Origin of the sequence: Aulosira sp. FACHB-615, assembly GCF_014698045.1 — a bacterium.
Lineage (GTDB): Bacteria > Cyanobacteriota > Cyanobacteriia > Cyanobacteriales > Nostocaceae > Nostoc_B.
Window position 1 is genome coordinate 1 of the sequence record NZ_JACJSE010000059.1, and the last position, 16,674, is coordinate 16,674.

General features: G+C 39.7%; 17 protein-coding genes and 2 pseudogenes. 11 read left to right on the forward strand and 8 right to left on the reverse strand.

The window, feature by feature from the left end:
- Positions 1-99: pseudogene (locus H6G77_RS34090) on the forward strand (IS982 family transposase); the annotation flags it as partial.
- 55 nt (positions 100-154) lie between these two features.
- Here H6G77_RS34090 and H6G77_RS34095 read toward each other — a convergent pair.
- The 5 genes from H6G77_RS34095 to H6G77_RS34115 all read right to left on the reverse strand — a co-directional run bounded on the left by H6G77_RS34095 (position 155) and on the right by H6G77_RS34115 (position 5,572).
- Positions 155-775: a hypothetical protein gene (locus H6G77_RS34095; RefSeq protein WP_190873996.1), complete on the reverse strand. Its 621-nt coding sequence runs from the start codon at positions 773-775 to the stop codon at positions 155-157.
- Between the two features lie 163 nt (positions 776-938).
- The gene (locus tag H6G77_RS34100; protein WP_190873997.1) at positions 939-2,132 is read right to left on the reverse strand and encodes an ATP-binding protein; all 1,194 of its coding nucleotides are present in this window, start codon (positions 2,130-2,132) and stop codon (positions 939-941) included.
- Between the two features lie 98 nt (positions 2,133-2,230).
- Positions 2,231-2,704, reverse strand: a complete 474-nt coding sequence (locus H6G77_RS34105; RefSeq protein ID WP_190593929.1) for a response regulator — start codon at positions 2,702-2,704, stop codon at positions 2,231-2,233.
- 3 nt (positions 2,705-2,707) lie between these two features.
- On the reverse strand, positions 2,708-4,960 hold the full coding sequence (locus H6G77_RS34110; protein WP_190873998.1) for a PAS domain S-box protein: 2,253 nt from the start codon (positions 4,958-4,960) through the stop codon (positions 2,708-2,710).
- A gap of 408 nt (positions 4,961-5,368) precedes the next feature.
- Positions 5,369-5,572, reverse strand: coding sequence for a hypothetical protein (locus tag H6G77_RS34115; protein ID WP_190593931.1), 204 nt, complete (start codon positions 5,570-5,572; stop codon positions 5,369-5,371).
- Positions 5,573-5,712: 140 nt separating this feature from the next.
- On the opposite strand from H6G77_RS34115, the gene H6G77_RS34120 reads away from it, so the two are divergent.
- The gene (locus H6G77_RS34120) at positions 5,713-6,183 is read left to right on the forward strand and encodes a GNAT family N-acetyltransferase (protein WP_190873999.1); all 471 of its coding nucleotides are present in this window, start codon (positions 5,713-5,715) and stop codon (positions 6,181-6,183) included.
- 53 nt (positions 6,184-6,236) lie between these two features.
- Here H6G77_RS34120 and H6G77_RS34125 read toward each other — a convergent pair whose 3' ends face one another.
- Positions 6,237-6,845, reverse strand: coding sequence for a class I SAM-dependent methyltransferase (locus tag H6G77_RS34125; RefSeq protein ID WP_190874000.1), 609 nt, complete (start codon positions 6,843-6,845; stop codon positions 6,237-6,239).
- Between the two features lie 197 nt (positions 6,846-7,042).
- Between H6G77_RS34125 and H6G77_RS34130 the strand changes: the two genes are divergently transcribed.
- From H6G77_RS34130 to H6G77_RS34170, 9 genes are all read left to right on the forward strand, one after another.
- A complete protein-coding gene (locus tag H6G77_RS34130) occupies positions 7,043-7,330 on the forward strand; it encodes a Mo-dependent nitrogenase C-terminal domain-containing protein (RefSeq protein ID WP_190593936.1) in 288 nt (95 codons plus the stop codon).
- Between the two features lie 323 nt (positions 7,331-7,653).
- The gene (locus H6G77_RS34135; RefSeq protein WP_190593938.1) at positions 7,654-8,328 is read left to right on the forward strand and encodes a response regulator transcription factor; all 675 of its coding nucleotides are present in this window, start codon (positions 7,654-7,656) and stop codon (positions 8,326-8,328) included.
- 103 nt (positions 8,329-8,431) lie between these two features.
- Positions 8,432-8,686, forward strand: a complete 255-nt coding sequence (locus H6G77_RS34140; RefSeq protein WP_190593940.1) for a hypothetical protein — start codon at positions 8,432-8,434, stop codon at positions 8,684-8,686.
- 225 nt (positions 8,687-8,911) lie between these two features.
- On the forward strand, positions 8,912-10,150 hold the full coding sequence (locus H6G77_RS34145; protein ID WP_190593943.1) for a GNAT family N-acetyltransferase: 1,239 nt from the start codon (positions 8,912-8,914) through the stop codon (positions 10,148-10,150).
- Positions 10,151-10,222: 72 nt separating this feature from the next.
- Positions 10,223-10,690 (forward strand): Holliday junction resolvase RuvX, encoded by a 468-nt coding sequence (gene ruvX / locus H6G77_RS34150; RefSeq protein ID WP_190593945.1) that lies wholly within the window; start codon positions 10,223-10,225, stop codon positions 10,688-10,690.
- A 129-nt stretch (positions 10,691-10,819) separates the two neighbouring features.
- Complete coding sequence (locus tag H6G77_RS34155) at positions 10,820-11,392, forward strand: DUF3727 domain-containing protein (RefSeq protein ID WP_190593946.1); 573 nt, start codon at positions 10,820-10,822, stop codon at positions 11,390-11,392.
- 217 nt (positions 11,393-11,609) lie between these two features.
- Positions 11,610-12,149 carry a YqeG family HAD IIIA-type phosphatase gene (locus H6G77_RS34160; protein ID WP_190593948.1) on the forward strand — a complete coding sequence of 180 codons (540 nt, stop codon included), beginning with the start codon at positions 11,610-11,612 and terminating at the stop codon, positions 12,147-12,149.
- A 245-nt stretch (positions 12,150-12,394) separates the two neighbouring features.
- Entirely contained in the window at positions 12,395-13,504 is a 1,110-nt protein-coding gene (proB, locus tag H6G77_RS34165) for a glutamate 5-kinase (RefSeq protein ID WP_190677099.1), read from the forward strand.
- 16 nt (positions 13,505-13,520) lie between these two features.
- The gene (locus H6G77_RS34170; protein ID WP_190593950.1) at positions 13,521-14,570 is read left to right on the forward strand and encodes a YhcG family protein; all 1,050 of its coding nucleotides are present in this window, start codon (positions 13,521-13,523) and stop codon (positions 14,568-14,570) included.
- A 17-nt stretch (positions 14,571-14,587) separates the two neighbouring features.
- Here the strand turns inward: H6G77_RS34170 and H6G77_RS34175 are convergent, their stop codons facing one another.
- A complete protein-coding gene (locus H6G77_RS34175; protein ID WP_190593952.1) occupies positions 14,588-16,237 on the reverse strand; it encodes an ABC transporter ATP-binding protein in 1,650 nt (549 codons plus the stop codon).
- Positions 16,238-16,404: 167 nt separating this feature from the next.
- Positions 16,405-16,674: pseudogene (locus tag H6G77_RS34180) on the reverse strand (photosystem II q(b) protein); the annotation flags it as partial.

The window sequence follows — 16,674 nt, forward strand, 5'->3', positions numbered from 1 at the left end:
CGCCTCAATCGCAAGATTTTAGCTCATACCGTCTGTTTTTGGCTTAATCGCCACAATTGTGATCCTCTTCAATTCGACGCACTTGTTACGGAATATTAAGTCGCACATCGCGTTATGTATACTTAAAATATCTTGTTTTTCAATAAATTGATGACTATGTAAGATTTCTGTACACCCAATCCCATTTTTTCGTAGATGCCAAAGAAATCAGCATAGCTTCTGATTGTTGAGGAGTAATGTCTCCTAAATCAAAAGTATTAATTTCTTCTTCAGATATTGCATTAATTTTTACACTGGCTTCAATTAGTGAGCTTATTTTATGCTTTAATGATTCTACAAGGATATATAAATCACTCTTCTCATCAACATCATCGTTAAATTCATTTTTAATTTTTTTATAGACTTCTACAAAATCTTCCGTCAGTATTCTAAAAGTCTTTCTCCCGTCCTTATTAAGAAATAAATACCAGTATTGATCAAAAATTTCTTTAAGAATAAAATTGGCTCTAACGCAAAGTATAATTGCTGATTCTCCTAGTTGAGTTTTTTGATTCAAAACTTCACTGAGTTTATTAAATTTATTAAGTTTGTACTGTAATTGTCTCCCTTTCTCTAGAAGCTGGCTAACAGTAATTCCTTGAGTCTTTGCAAATTTAAATATCTCGGCTGTTGTTTCATCTTGTACATTAGCTTCATTCAGGCATCTTTCCAAGATTTCTAACCGTTCCTGAATGCTTGCAATTGTTTCTTGTGAGAATATAAAGCTGTTTACCATTATTTATGTACTGGCTTGTTTAACTATAAACTTTGCCTATAACTATTTTAGCGGCTCTTCAGCTATTTGAATTTTTATTCATCTCTATCGCAATCCTAAATGATTTACAAACATCTATCTCCCTTGTCTACCTTGTCTCTCTAAATAAAGTCTCTTTTTCCGACTATTCACTCTCACCACTGTAATTTAAAGGCAGTTTAACTATTACCGTAGTCCCCACATCTTGTTGACTTTCTAAGCTAATTTCACCACCATGTAAGTCTACACACTGTTTCACCATCGCCAGCCCTAAACCTGTTCCTTGAATTCTCCGCGCATTACTCGCCCTGTAAAAAGTTTGAAATAAGTTAACTTGGTCGGTTTCTGGAATACCTATACCCTCATCTTTAACCTGAAAAATTGCCATATCATCTTCCAAAGTTAAATTAAACCAAATATGACTTTGTGGCGGAGAATATTTCACAGCATTGGAAATTAAATTAGTCAAAATACAATAAATTAATTCCTCATCCATATAAATTAAATTACATTCTCCTGCATAATTAAAAATAATATTTTTCTGTCCTGCCGCTTTCATTTGCATTACTTCTGTAATTTCTTGACAAAAGCTAATCAAATTTAAAGGCGCAGGTTTATATTCTAATTTGGCAGTTTCACTTTTACTCAGAAATAAAACTTCATCTAATAACTGCAACATGTGGTTGAGAGCATCTTGCACACGCTCGAAATAAATATTTCTTCGCGCCTCATCCATATTATTTTGATTTTGCAGAATATCTATAGCAGTTCTAATTGTAGTCATGGGGTTACGAAACTCATGGGAAACCATCGCCACAAAATTAGACTTTAGCTCATTAAGTTGTTGTTCTTTTGCTAAAGCTTGACGGCTAATTTCTTCACTTTCTCTTAACTTATTGAGAATTTCTTCTCGTTCAATAGCATAGCGAATAGCCTGGACTAACCTTTGGATAGTAATTTGGTCTTTGACTAAATAATCTTGAGCGCCTTCTGCTAAAGCCTGCATTGCTAATTCTTCATCATCAATTCCTGTTAAAATCACTACAGGAATATCTGGAACTGCGGCTCGATATGTCTTCAAAGTCTCTAGCCCAAAAGAATCTGGTAGTCCCAAATCTAACAAAACGACATCAAATTTTTCTCTTCGGGGATTTATCTTCTCCAACTCATTTACTTTAGAATTATTCTCTGATAAACTTAAATTTATCGCTTCAGATAATTGTTCAACATGCAGCATTTCTAGTTTATGTTGAACTGTATGAGCAAATACTTGATGTAATAGTTTGGCATCACTAGGACTATCTTCTACCAACAGAACGCGAATTATCATTTTTTGCATAAAATATATTTATATAAGTTACTGCAATGAGCATTAAATTTCTTGATTGTGAAAATAATGCTCAATCATAATCGATATTGAACAATATAGAAAAATATCTATGAAACTGATAAGTCTGGTGGTAGGGTAACTGCCGTTAACCAAAAATCTTTAATTAAATGCACAACCTCAAGAAATTGATAGACATCAAGGGGTTTGGTTACATAACAATTAGCACTGAGATGATAAGAACGTAGTATGTCTTGTTCATCGGCTGAAGTAGTCAGCACTACAACCGGAATATGCTTCAAATTGGGGTCAGATTTAATTTCTGTCAGCACTTCTCGCCCATCCATCCCCGGTAAATTCAAATCAAGTAAAATTAAATCGGGACGAGGAGCATTAGCAAACTCTCCTTGCTGGCGTAGATAATTCATTGCTGTTTCACCATCTTCTACCCAGTGCAAGTTATTGGCAATCTTGGCATTGACAAAGCCTTTCATCGTGAGATTAGCATCGCTGGGAGAGTCTTCAACTAGCAAAATTTCCACACGCCGATGTACCTGAGTCTTTTCAACACTGTCATTAACCATATATTACACGTCTTTGTTTAAACTTTCTGGGATAGCTGATTCATGAAGAGTGAAGTAAAAAGTTGTACCAACTCCCAACTGAGATTCAGCCCATATATGACCATTGTGACGCTCAACGATTTTTTTACAAATAGCTAAACCAATTCCTGTCCCCGAAAATTCACGCCTGGTATGTAGACGGCGAAAAACTTCAAAAATCCGGTTAAGGTACTGAGATTTAATCCCAATACCGTTATCTTGTACTGAAAATAACCAAATTTGGTGGTTGTGAGTCAAATCTTCTTCCCCTACACCCTTCCACCCCTGCACCTCTACACCCCTACTCTTGTCTACTCTCGCTGCACTTATATGAATTCGTGGCGGTACGTCTTGGCGGCGAAACTTGATAGCATTACCAATCAAATTTTGAAATAATTGGATTAACTGGGTTTTGTCTGCAAGTAGGTTGGGCAATAACTCATAAGTGATCACAGCTTGACTTTCTGCGATCGCCACCTGTAAATTACTCAAAGCCTCACTCAGCACAAGATTGCAATCAGTCAGCGTAAATATTCGACCCCTTGTCCCTATGCGCGAATAAGCCAGCAAGTCTTTAATCAACTGCTGCATTCGTCTCGCACCATCAATAATGTAATCTATATATTCTTGGGCAGAATCATCTAACCTTTCTCGATATTCCTCCACCAATAATTGACTATAGCCAGTTACAGCCCGCAACGGTTCTTGCAAATCATGAGAAGCTACATAAGCAAACTGTTCTAATTCTTGATTCGAGTTTCTCAGTTCCTCATTTAGTTTTTCTAATTCTGCTGTACGTTCCTGAACTTTAACTTCTAATTCGGCTTTGGCTTGTTGTAGTCCTTCCTCTGCGAGTTTGCGGTCTGTAATATCAGTATGAGTTCCTATCCACTCTTGAATTTGGTTATCAGCATCTAATATTGGAACTCCCCGCACAGCAAAAAATCGATAACTACCATCAGCGACTCGCACACGATGTTCCAATTTATAAGGACTTTTCCATTCTCTAGCCTGATTCCATAAAAACTGAGAAAACTCTCGGTCTTCAGGATGAATTGCATTCAGCCATCCCCATACTTGAATTTCTTCCTGAGTTTGACCAGTCAAAGCTATCCATGAAGAATATTCTTGAGGAAAACCTTGAGCATCAGTGAACCATACTGCTTGAGATGTCGCCAGTACCAATGAACGATATCGTTTTTCACTTTTTTCTAAAGCCAGTTCCGCCAACTTGCGCCGCGTAATATCTTGAAAGAAAATTGATAACCCTTCTTGGCTAGGATAGATGCGATTTTCAAACCAGCGATCCCACGGTGGATAATACTCTTCAATCTCAATTACTTTCTGTTCGGACACAGCTTGGTAATAAGCATCATAAAACTTCTGTCCAACGCCTTCGGGAAACTCTTCCCAAATATTCTTTCCAATCAAATCTTCTGGACGACGATTGAAAATTTGTCCCGCCCTTTGATTCACGTAGGTATAACACCAATTTTCATCTAAAGCCACAAAAGCATCAGTGACAGTTTCTAAAAGATTTACCAGCTTTGCTTTAGCTGCTTGCTGTTCTAAAAAAATCGCTTCTGCTGACAAAACTTGATTAATCTGAATTTGCTTTTGCAGTAGTAAATAAACTCCTACTATCAGAACAGCACTCAAACCATATCCTAAAAACACTAAAAAAATAATTTGGATTACACCTTCATCTGTGTTTGCTATCCGCCGCTTTAATAAGTTTTTTTCTTCCCTTTCTATTACTTGCTTGATATTGTTAATTTGATTATCTATATTTATATTTATGGTCTGATTACTTTTAGCAAATTCAATATTTATTGCAAAACTTTTTTGTTGCAAAATTTTAATAGATGTTTCTAGAAAATGAATTTTTTGCGTAATTTTAAGTTCAAGTTGTTGAATTTGCTCTTGTTGTTTAAAGTTATCCCTAGTTAAATTTCTGATAATTTGAATTTGTTGTGATACCTTTCGTTTTTCTTGCTCATAAATTTCTTTATATTTTAACTGGCGGGTGAAAATATAACTGCTGTGTGCAGTTTCGGCATTTCTCAGATAAATGTACAGATGATCTGAAGTTTCTAGCACTTGCTGAGTATGAATAACCCAGTGTTTTTCTTGCATTAACCGCAGAAAACTGATATAAGAAATCACCCCAACACCACAGAGCAATAATAATGCTAAAGAAAAGCTGACTGCAACAACTTTTGAGGAAAGTCTATTCATGAGCAACTCGCAGGATTGCAGATGATAAATAATATCTAGTCTTTATCAATCATTAACAATGTCATGAATCAAATGATACATCCATTAGGTAAAAATTTCATTCAATTTTTGTGTATATTTAAGATTTATATTTAAATTTGGTTGGTATCATTTTTTCTAAAAATTTGCTGCTTTGAACCTTTGATTATCTATATTAAAAATATATCCAATGATAGATGACAAAATAATATATTAGATTTTTATTTTTCCTGACTCATACCTAATTTACTAAGAATACTCAGCAAATATAAAAATTGAGTGAGTAATTAGCTTTTTATCACTTCTACTCACTCAATTTATTCTGATTTAAAATTATCAAATAATTTCTATCAGACTATTTTATTTTTACCTGATAAATAATCTCGCCAATTAACGAGATTCGGTACCTTGATTAGGGCTACCTGCTACATCATCTTCCCCAGGTGCTTCTGGTCTAGCAGTCTTTCGCGCATCAGACTTTGAAGCATCGCCTGTTTTGCGAATATCTTCTTGTAAAGGGGTTTGATAACCACCAGAAGCTGTCGGGGTGGTATCTTGATTGTTATCAGACTTTTGTTTTTGTTCTTCAGCCATAACCATAAACTCCAATGATTAATTCTTGGCTTTATTGTAGGAATATTAAGAATGTAAATTTATCTATCTAAAATATGGTTATGACTGGATGTTTACTCTGTCATAAGTATTATTTAGTTATTTAAAAAACAAAGAGCTTAATGTACGCCCAAAATTTATCATTACCATCTGGATGTGTTCTGCGTCAGGCAAATTCAACTGATAAGTGGTCAATTCGCTCATTAGTATTTTCGGCTAAACTTGACCCTACTCAATTACGTTGGCAACAGTTCTCTGTTATTGAGTGTGAGGGTAGTTTAATTGCTTGTGGACAACTGCGTAATTTTTCTGGCGCACAAGAACTTGGTAGTTTGGTGGTTAAATCAACTTGGAGAGGTCATGGTTTAGGTAGTTTGCTCACGCAGCATCTAATTAGTCAAGCTACACAACCACTATATTTAGAATGTTTGGGTGAGCAATTGTCAAGGTTTTATAGTCGCTTTGGTTTTGTAACAGTTGCTTTTGAAAATCTACCTTCATCTCTTCAGCCTAAATTTCGCGTCTCGCAATTGGCTAAGAAGCTATTACGAGTACCTGTTGTGTTTATGAAATATGAGGGGAGTGGGAGATGAGGGGGACAAAGAGATAAGGGCGATGAGGGAGAAAGACAAAGCATCACTGTTGACTATTTGACAAAAATTGTGAGTAGAACAGGCCCTAATAAGTAATGATGACTGACACAGGTAAGTCCAGATGCAGAACCTAAAGTTTCTCTTTGTTTGGGACTGTAAAAACGGACTCCTAAAGGAGAAATTGGCAGTTTTTTAGGTTCTAGTTCTTGTTTAAAGGTAAAGTCAACTAAGTAAAAGCGTCCGCCGGGAGTCAGGACTCGCGCTACTTCAGTGAGAACTTTTTGCGGTTCTAAATAATGCAAAAAGCTGATAGTGTTGAACACAGCATCAAATTGACCTTCTCCAAAGGGTAAAGACTCAGCATTACCCTCGACATAAATTAAACGTGGATGGTGGCGGTTGCTAATTCTCGCAATTCGTAACATATTTGGTGATAAGTCTAAACCTGTACCACGCAACTCAGGAAATTTGGTGGCGAGGCGTTCTAATAAGCGTCCAGTCCCACATCCTAAATCGAGGACGTTGACTTGTTCTGGTAAATCAACATATTCTAATAGGCGTTGGTGAATAGCTCGATAAAATACTGAGGGAAATGTCCAATCGTAGCTAAAAGCCCAGTTGTTAAAGAGAGATTTTTTGTTAGCAAAGAAATTTTCCGTCATTGGTTTGCACTTGTGTGACAGCGATATCTAGCCTAACGTGCAGGTTAACAACTGTGGGAACTCAATCAATGATTCCGAAATCTAAAAACTTGGATATGTATTTAAAGATGTGACAGGAAAAGATGATCTGTAAGTCTAGCAGACTCAAGCGATCGCATCATGATATTTATCTATATTTAATCTTCCGGTAAATTACTATGACATCTATAACTTTGTTTCATTTACACAAAGATTTCTTACAAAAAGTTCGTAAATGGTTAGAAAGTCGAGAAATAAATAACATTCAATTGGCTCATTTTGTGTGTAGAGTGATACCATCACAATGTCCCTTTGAAAGAGATGTCACTTTATTTGGACGGAAACTGTTTCACATTCCAGCAATGTGTAAACTAAATCCCTTTTATGAGCAATTAGTAAGTCTACGTTTTCGGGCTTTGTGTTATCTTGCTGATGAATGTGGTGAAGATGTAAATGTTTATTGCTAAACTTTGAAATTCACAAATATCAGCCATCGGTAATTACAGACATACGCTTGTTATCTGCTTTAATCTATACTAAGCTATTCAAGGACTAATTAGACATACATCAAACTAGTTCTCGATTTGTATCACTCATAGCAGTCGAAGTATAAGTGAGGAAATTTAAAAAGCACGAATACAAGGCATAGTAAGACTTTTACCTTCTGCCTCCTGCCCTTCGGGTTCGCAGTCGCTCATGGGGGAAACCCCCAAGACCGCGCTGTCTCACCTCCTGACTTCTGCCTCCTGCTATACTGCCTTACCTTGCTGAAATTATTAACATCATCAATATGACGCACATCTTACTTGTAGAAGATGAGGTCAAACTGGCGCGATTTATCGAATTGGAACTGAATTACGAAGGTTATCAAGTCAGTGTCGCCTACGATGGATTAACTGCCCTAACTGCGGCGCGAGAGTTACATCCAGACTTAGTTATTTTAGATTGGATGTTACCAGGGTTATCAGGTCTAGAGATTTGCCGCCGTTTGCGGAGTACTGGAGATAAAGTCCCAGTCATATTATTAACTGCTAAAGATGAAGTCAGCGATCGCGTGGCTGGTCTAGACGCGGGTGCTGATGACTATGTAGTGAAACCATTCAGTGTGGAAGAACTATTAGCCAGAGTCCGCGCTCATCTGCGCCGCAACCAAGAAGCCGATGCAGCCGACATCTTAGAATTTGAAGACCTCAGCTTAAATCGTCGCACCAGAGAAGTGTATCGCGGCAATAGATTAATTGAATTAACCGCCAAAGAATTTGATTTGCTGGATTATTTGCTGTCCCATCCCCGACAAGTAATTACCCGCGATCGCATTTTAGAAGAAGTTTGGGGTTACGACTTCATGGGCGATTCCAACATCATCGAAGTTTACGTCCGCTACTTGCGCCTCAAACTTGAAATCAACCATGAAAAGCGACTGATTCAAACCGTCCGAGGCGTTGGCTACGTACTGCGTGAGTAGAAGTATGAAGGTTTGTAACCTGTAACCTGTAACCTCTCACCTGTAACCTCATTGCAAACAACCGTTAAACTTCATTGCAAAATAAGAAGGTAATTCGAGCAACATGATAAGTTTTGATGATGTGAATCAACAGTGCGATAAGGAGAACACAGTGGCAACGGAATCTCATTTACTAACGGGCAAAGCTGTACAAAACGACGATTTTAGTGAATATGTTGCTCATTTACAGCTACACATGACGCTACAAGCTCGCAATCTGGTTCCAACCTTCAAGCATTCTGTGGAAGATAGCAGACAACAACTCCTCCATCAAACCCAAGCCAACTTTGAAAAGTTAATTTCTCGGCAAGGTTTGTAAATATAGGAAATTTAACGAAAAGTCAAATAAAATAAAAGCAGGTATTTTTGGGTTAACGCCAATAGCGGACTCATCTAACCTGCTTTTTTTTGCTTTTGTAAGTCTTTGAATCAAAAAAATCAACCTTTTGAAGCAATAGCCAGCAACGGAAAGCCGTTAAAATTGTTATTGCAACAGTTCCACCCACGAGCAGTTAGTTAAGGCTAAATGGCCGCTTGAATCAAAATGACTTCATTACTTCCTCGAAATCTCAGCGTTGTCATCCGGCCAGTCCACTATCGGGATCTGGATGGAATTGAGCGATTAACACAAGAGTCATTCACCGCCACGACTTTGGCAGGCTCCAATTCTGCCGAGGGTCAAATGCAATCCCTCCGTCGGTGGTATGGCTTACTTAAATTTTTGAGTTGGTTCCCCAACCCACTCCAGTATCGTTTCTGCGCTTATGTTGCTGAACAGGGTCGAATGCTGTTGGGAATGATTCAAGTATCACCATTCAACCGCACTCACAGTACTTGGCGCATTGATAAGGTGATGCTAGATCGGGCTGCGGACAAACAAGGAATTGGCTCACAATTGCTGCGCCATTGCTTCGAGTCGATTTTAGAAGCGCGGACTTGGTTATTAGAAGTAAATATTAACGATATAGAAGCATTAGCTCTCTATCGCCAAAATGGATTTCAACGTTTAGCAGAAATTACCTATTGGAAAATAGAAGCCGATTTGCTGACAGAATTGGCACAAGCAGAACCAGATTTACCCAATTTGCTGCCAGTAAGTAACGCTGATGCCCAGTTGCTTTATCAACTAGATACAGCATCAATGCCACCTTTGGTACGTCAAGTTTTTGACCGCAACACCCGCGATTTTAAAACCAGTTTATTTGGGGCGTTGACCGATGCTGTCAAGCAATGGATCACCAAAACAGAAGTTGTCAGTGGTTACGTGTTTGAACCGCAACGCAAAGCCGCCATTGGCTATTTTCAAGTACAGCTTGACCGCAAAGGCGAAACTCCCCATGTGGCAACGCTGACCGTCCACCCTGCTTACACTTGGTTGTATCCAGAGTTGCTTTCGCAATTGGCACGTATAGCGCAAGACTTCCCCCAACAAGGTTTGCGATTGGCTTCGTTAGACTACCAACCTGAAAGAGAAGAATATTTAGAACGGATTGGCGCAAAACGCACGGAACATACTTTGATTATGTCGCGTTCAGTTTGGCACAAACTCCGAGAATCAAAATTTGTCTCCTTAGAAGGGATTCAATGGACAGATGTGCTGCAAGGTTTACAACCAGCACGTAAACCCATACCGGGAGGGATGTCTTGGGCAAAAACTGGACAGCAGCCATCTTCCGAGATACCAGTGCCAAGCAAATCAGAATCTATCAACTTTAAATGTAACAACGGTCACACGGAGCCATCTTGCCAAAATGAATCAGTCGATGGTCAACAGGAAAAGTAGTCAAAGCTTACATGGTGAGGTTTAGAGGATGAAGGTTTCAGACTCAGTACTCACTACGTGGCACAGATCATAATGGATAAAAAACAGTATATTTCAGCACTAGGATTAGATGTCGGACGGAAACGAATTGGCGTAGCAGGATGCGATCGCACCGGTTTAATTGCTACGGGAATTACAACAATTGAACGCTCATCTTTTGAGCGCGACGTTGAGCAGTTCCAAAATATCGTCAATGAACGTCAGGTAGAAATTTTAGTTGTTGGTTTACCTTATTCAATGGATGGTTCATTGGGATTTCAGGCTCATCAGGTGCAGAAATTTGCCACCAAACTGAGTAAGGCTCTCAAACTACCCATAGAATATGTTGATGAGCGCCTCACCTCTTTTCAAGCAGAGCAAATGCTCATCGCCGAGAATCTCTCACCATCGCGTCATAAAGGTTTAATTGACCGCAAAGCCGCAGCGTTGATTTTACAACAATGGTTAGATTCTCGGCGCTCTGCCGCAGTTAAAATGCTGTCGAGTATGGATAGCTTTTGACGTGATATTCTGAAAGCAATTACTGAGCAGTTGTGTCTAAATGTGAAACTATTAGCTTGGCATTATTTGTCATTTAACAGGAAAGCAATATTCACAGTTGCGGTAAAGATAAAGTTTAACTAATCGGCTATGTTTCCTTCTCCATTTTCTGAAGATAACGATCGCGATCACACAGGTTCCATCACCTTGACAGATGACACAGGGCGAACCCTCGAATGTTATATAGAACATTCGCTCTCTGTAGATGGACAAGAATACGTCTTACTGCTTCCTGTGGACTCACCCATAGAAATTTTCGCTTGGGAAGGTGACGACGACGAAGAAGAAGCCGTTTTAGTAGAAGATGATGCTATCCTTGACGAAATTTTTGGTACCGCCCAAGCAGTTTTATCTGAGCAGAACCTAATTCTGAAAAACACGGCTTACGCTTTGACAGTGGCGGGTGAACTACCAGCTGTAGATGAGTCGGAACTTTTTACATTAGAAATCGAAGACGACGAAACCGATTTAGAGCCAGAACAATTACAGCTACTCGCCAGTTTCTATCATCATGAGCAGGAGTATGCCATTTATACCCCCCTCGATCCACTGCTGTTTTTTGCCAGAATCACTAAAGATGGCGAACCGGAATTACTTTCTCCCGAAGAATTTCGCCAAGTGCAACCACTCCTAGAAGAACAACTTTTTAACGAAGTGGAATAAAATCTGCTCAAAATTGAAAATAAAAATGTCTCATTTTTAGACAAGGTTTTAGATTTGGGTGCAGGGGTTTAAGGGTGTAAGGGCTTCGCCATGAGCGTCAGCCGCACGGTGTAGGTATCGAAAATCCTTACACCCCTATACCCTTTCACCCCCTGCACCCATTCTCAACAATGCTCTTACTTGGGAGCATTTTTCATTGTGATCCTGAAAATTATCTATGACTTGGAACAATCTCTTACAGCCTGACTTGATTTTACACGGTTCAGTTTTGCAATTGACTCAAGAAGTTATTCAACAATATGGGCTTAAGGGACTTGTCTTAGATGTGGATGAAACACTCGTTCCTTTCACAGTGGGGACTCCTTCGCCAGAGTTGAGACAATGGGTAGAAGAAATCCGCGTTAATGTTGATTTGTGGTTGGTGAGCAATAACTTAAGCGAAGCTCGCATTGGCAGTATTGCCCGTGCTTTGAATTTACCTTATTACTTGGGTGCAGCCAAGCCCTCTCGCCGCAAAATTAGAGCCGCTCTCCAAGCAATGGATTTACCAGCACATCAAGTAGGAATGGTGGGCGATCGCTTGTTTACCGATGTTTTGGCTGGTAATCGCCTGGGAATGTTTACAGTTCTCGTAGAACCGATTATTCATCCTGATGCTGCATTGCGTTCTCATCCCGTCCGAAATTTTGAAGTCTGGATTTCTGAAATCCTGGGAGCCTCTATCACACCTAAACGCAGCGTTGTTAACAAAAAGTAACAAATCGTCAGGAAAAGAAAGCTAAAGAAATAATTAAGAATGAAATAGAAACATATAATATGGGGGATTATAAGTATTAATAACATGGGGTCAGCCAAAAAAAGACCCTAGTAAATAGCAAATAACTATAAACTAGTAAAGCGTCAGCCTTCACCTATAGAAGGATTGGCGCTTTGCTTTTTTGTGCTTTGTCATTTGTCTTTAATAACTAATGACCAATGATCAATGACTAATGACTAATGACCATGACCAAAACAATCGTCGTCAAAATAGGCACTTCTAGCCTGACTCAACCAGAAACCGGGCAATTAGCACTTTCTACGATCGCAACTTTAACCGAAACACTTTGTCATTTAAGACAGCAGGGAAATCGTGTGATTTTGGTTTCCTCTGGTGCGGTGGGTGTGGGCTGTGCCAGATTAGGCTTAACAGAACGTCCAAAAGCGATCGCCCTCAAACAAGCAGTAGCCGCAGTTGGTCAAGGCAGGTTAATGCGGATATATGACGATTTATTTACAACCTTACAACAGCCAATTGCCCAAGTTTTGCTAACTCGCAGCGACTTAGTACAGCGTAGCCGATACCTCAACGTTTACAACACCTTTAAAGAATTGCTGGGGCTGGGTGTAATTCCGGTAGTTAATGAAAATGACACCGTGGCTGTCGAGGAACTGAAATTTGGTGATAATGATACCCTTTCGGCATTAGTAGCGAGTTTAGTTGAAGCAGATTGGCTATTTTTACTCACCGACGTAGATAGATTATATTCAGCCGATCCCCGTTCTGTACCCGATGCCAAACCCATTGCCTTGGTGAGTAATATTAAAGAATTGGCGCAACTGCAAATCCAAACAGGCGGACAAGGTTCACAATGGGGTACTGGTGGGATGGTAACAAAAATATCCGCCGCCCGAATTGCGATCGCCGCCGGAGTGCGAACAGTCATTACTCAAGGGCGATTTCCCCGCAATCTCGAAAAAATTATCCAAGGGGAACCTTTAGGAACCCACTTTGAACCACAACCAGAACCCACATCAGCTAGGAAACGCTGGATAGCTTACGGACTTGTGCCGACGGGAAAATTGTATTTAGATCAAGGTGCGATCGCGGCAATATCACAAGCCGGAAAATCATTATTAGCCGCAGGTATCAAAACATTAGAAGGCGAATTTGACACCCAAGACGCTGTGCAGTTGTGCGACACCAACGGTAACGAAATAGCCAGAGGATTAGTCAACTACAGCAGCGATGAACTCCAAAAAATCTGCGGGCGACACTCCAGAGAAATTCCCGAAATTTTGGGATATGTGGGCGCAGATACCGTAGTGCATCGAGATAACTTAGTTTTGACTTAAATAGAATGGTTAAATTATGGCGGATAAGTTATTACCAACGGATGGCTATGATGACTTCTTACGGGAGTTAAAAGAACGTATACACAGCGCCCAAGTAAAAGCAGCTTTGTCTATTAACCGTGAATTGGTATTACTTTATTGGCAAATTGGGCGCGAAATTATCATCCGTCAGCAGCAGCAAACATGGGGTAGCAAAGTTATTGAACGTCTTGCACAAGATTTACAAGTTGCTTTCCCTGATATCAAGGGATTTTCAGCCAGAAATCTGAAGTATATGCGAGCCTTTGCTGAAGCTTATCCAAATGAACAAATAGTGCAGCAGGCTGCTGCACAAATTCCTTGGTTTCATAACTGTGTAATTTTAGATAAAGTTAAAAATAATTTAGAGCGTGAATGGTATATACGAAAAACTATAGAAAATGGCTGGAGCAGAAATATTTTAACTCTCCAAATTGAGAATAGACTTTTTGCGCGTCAGGGAAAGGCTGTCAATAACTTTAACGTTAGATTACCGTCTCCTCAATCAGATATTGCTAGAGAAACGTTAAAAGACCCTTATATTTTTGATTTTTTGAGTTTAGGAGAAGCAGCCCAAGAACGGGAATTAGAAAAAGAACTTGTAAAACACATTACTCAATTTCTTTTGGAGTTGGGTGTAGGATTTGCTTTTGTTGGACAGCAATATAATTTAAAGATAGGAAATGAAGATTTTTACATAGATTTGCTTTTTTATCATGTGAAATTACATTGTTTTGTAGTGATTGAACTGAAAACAGGCAAATTTAAACCTGAATATGCAGGAAAAATCAATTTCTATCTTTCGGCTGTAGATGATTTGCTCAAATCTCCTGTAGATAATCCTTCAATTGGTTTAATTTTATGTGCAAGTAAGGACAATATTATTGCTGAGTATGCGCTACGTGATGTCAATAAGCCAATAGGTATTGCTGAATGGCAAACTAAACTTACTAAGTCACTGCCCAAAGAGTTACAAACAAAGTTGCCAACTATTGAGCAGTTGGAAGCAGAACTAGAAAATTTGTCAGCAGAAATAGAGAATGATTGATTAGCTTACCTCTAATCTTAAGTTCGAGCTAATAAAGGAGCCGCCGCTAATAGTGTTTGTGTATACGGATGTTGCGGATGGGCAAAAATTTGTTTTGTTGGGCCGAGTTCGACAATTTTACCGCCATTCATTACCGCAATGCGATCGCACAAAAATCTCGCTAACCACAAGTCATGGGTAATAAATAGATAAGTTAACTCAAATTCTGCCTTTAATTGCAGCATCAAATCTAATACTTGCGACTGTACACTGGCATCTAACATACTCACTGGTTCATCGCAAATCAACAGTTTAGGACGAGTAATTAAAGCCCGTGCGATCGCTACTCGTTGTTGTTGTCCTCCCGACAAATCTGATGGGTAACGTTGATAATAAACTTCTGGCGGTGTTAAACCAACTTTTTGCAACATCCACAATACTTCTTCTTTGGCTTTGGCTGCATCAGCCAGATTGTGAATTAATAAAGGATCACCTATACTCTGCCCTACAGTCATCGCCGGATTTAAACAAGCATGGGGATCTTGAAACACCATTTGCATTTGTCGCCGGGAAGCGCGAATTTCTTGGCGTGATAGCTTGGTTAAATCTTGTCCTAAAAATTCGACTTTGCCAGATGTCGGACGAATTAGCTGTAAGATTGTCCGCGACAATGTGCTTTTACCACAACCAGATTCACCAACTAAGCCTAAAATTTCTCCGGGAAACAGTTCCAGGTTAATTCCATCTACGGCTTTGATTGTCTGACTTTCCGCTTTAAACAGTCGTTCAATCAAGTTAGGTTCTATGGTGTAGTGTTGCTGGAGTTCTGTAACTCGTAGAAGTGGTGATTGACTATCAAGTGTTGGTTGTGAAGCATCTTCTCCACTTTCATCCACAGCTTGAATATGCAAAGCGGCTTGTAAAAGCGATCGCGTATATTCATGTTGGGGATTACCAAACACCGATGATGTCGCCCCCATTTCTACCATTTTGCCGTTGTACATTACGCCGATGCGGCCGCAATATTCTGCCACCATTGCCAAATCGTGAGAAATTAGCAACAGTGCCATATTTTCTTCCGCGCACAGACGGGTTAATTCTTGTAAAATCTGGGCTGAGACAGTGACATCTAAACTAGTGGTAGGTTCATCAGCCACAATTAACTTAGGATTTAGAAGGAGAGCAAGAGCGATCGCTACCCGTTGTCGCATTCCACCGCTAAACTCATGCGGATACTGATTCCACCGACTCGCCGGGATTTTCACCTTTTCCAAAGTCGCCAGTGCTTTTTCTTTCGCTTCCTTGGCTGATAGTTCTGGTGAATGTGCTTGTAAAGTTTCCAGACAATGCTTACCAATCGTCATTAATGGATCAAGGCGTGTCATCGGGTCTTGGAAAATTAATGCTACTACTTCCCCCCGAAATTTCCGCAACTGAGTTGGTGTTAACTCAAATACTGACTGTCCTTGAAAAGTTACCCGTCCCTCAATCCGGCTAGATGGAGGTAACAACCGCATTACCGCCCTTCCCAAAGTAGATTTACCGCACCCAGACTCCCCCACCAAACCCATTCTTTCCCCAGGTTGTAGCGTCAAAGATACATCATCCACCGCCCAACTGAGTTCTTCCTCGCCGCGCTGAGGATAAGCAACTCGCAAATTTTCTATACAAAATAAAGCATTACTCATATTTATTTCTTAGCCCAGAGCTACCAGCTAGAATAATTTCAAATTTTAGCTAGTGTATCAAATTCCCCAAACTTCCTGTTCTAATTACAAGAAACCCCAAACCAAAAAGGCGCTCCCCGTGAAGAGAGCGCCTTTGATTAACTATTTATTGCTTCTATCTCAGAAGATTAGCCATTGATAGCAGGAGCAGAGATAGCAACAGGAGCTTGCTCACCAGCAGCCAAGTCTAAGGGGAAGTTGTGAGCATTGCGCTCGTGCATGACTTCCATACCCAAGTTTGCGCGGTTGATGATGTCAGCCCAGGTGTTGATGACACGACCTTGAGAGTCAATCACTGATTGGTTGAAGTTGAAACCGTTCAGGTTGAACGCCATTGTGCTTACGCCCAACGCTGTGAACCAAATTCCGATTACAGGCCATGCAGCTAGGAAGAAGTG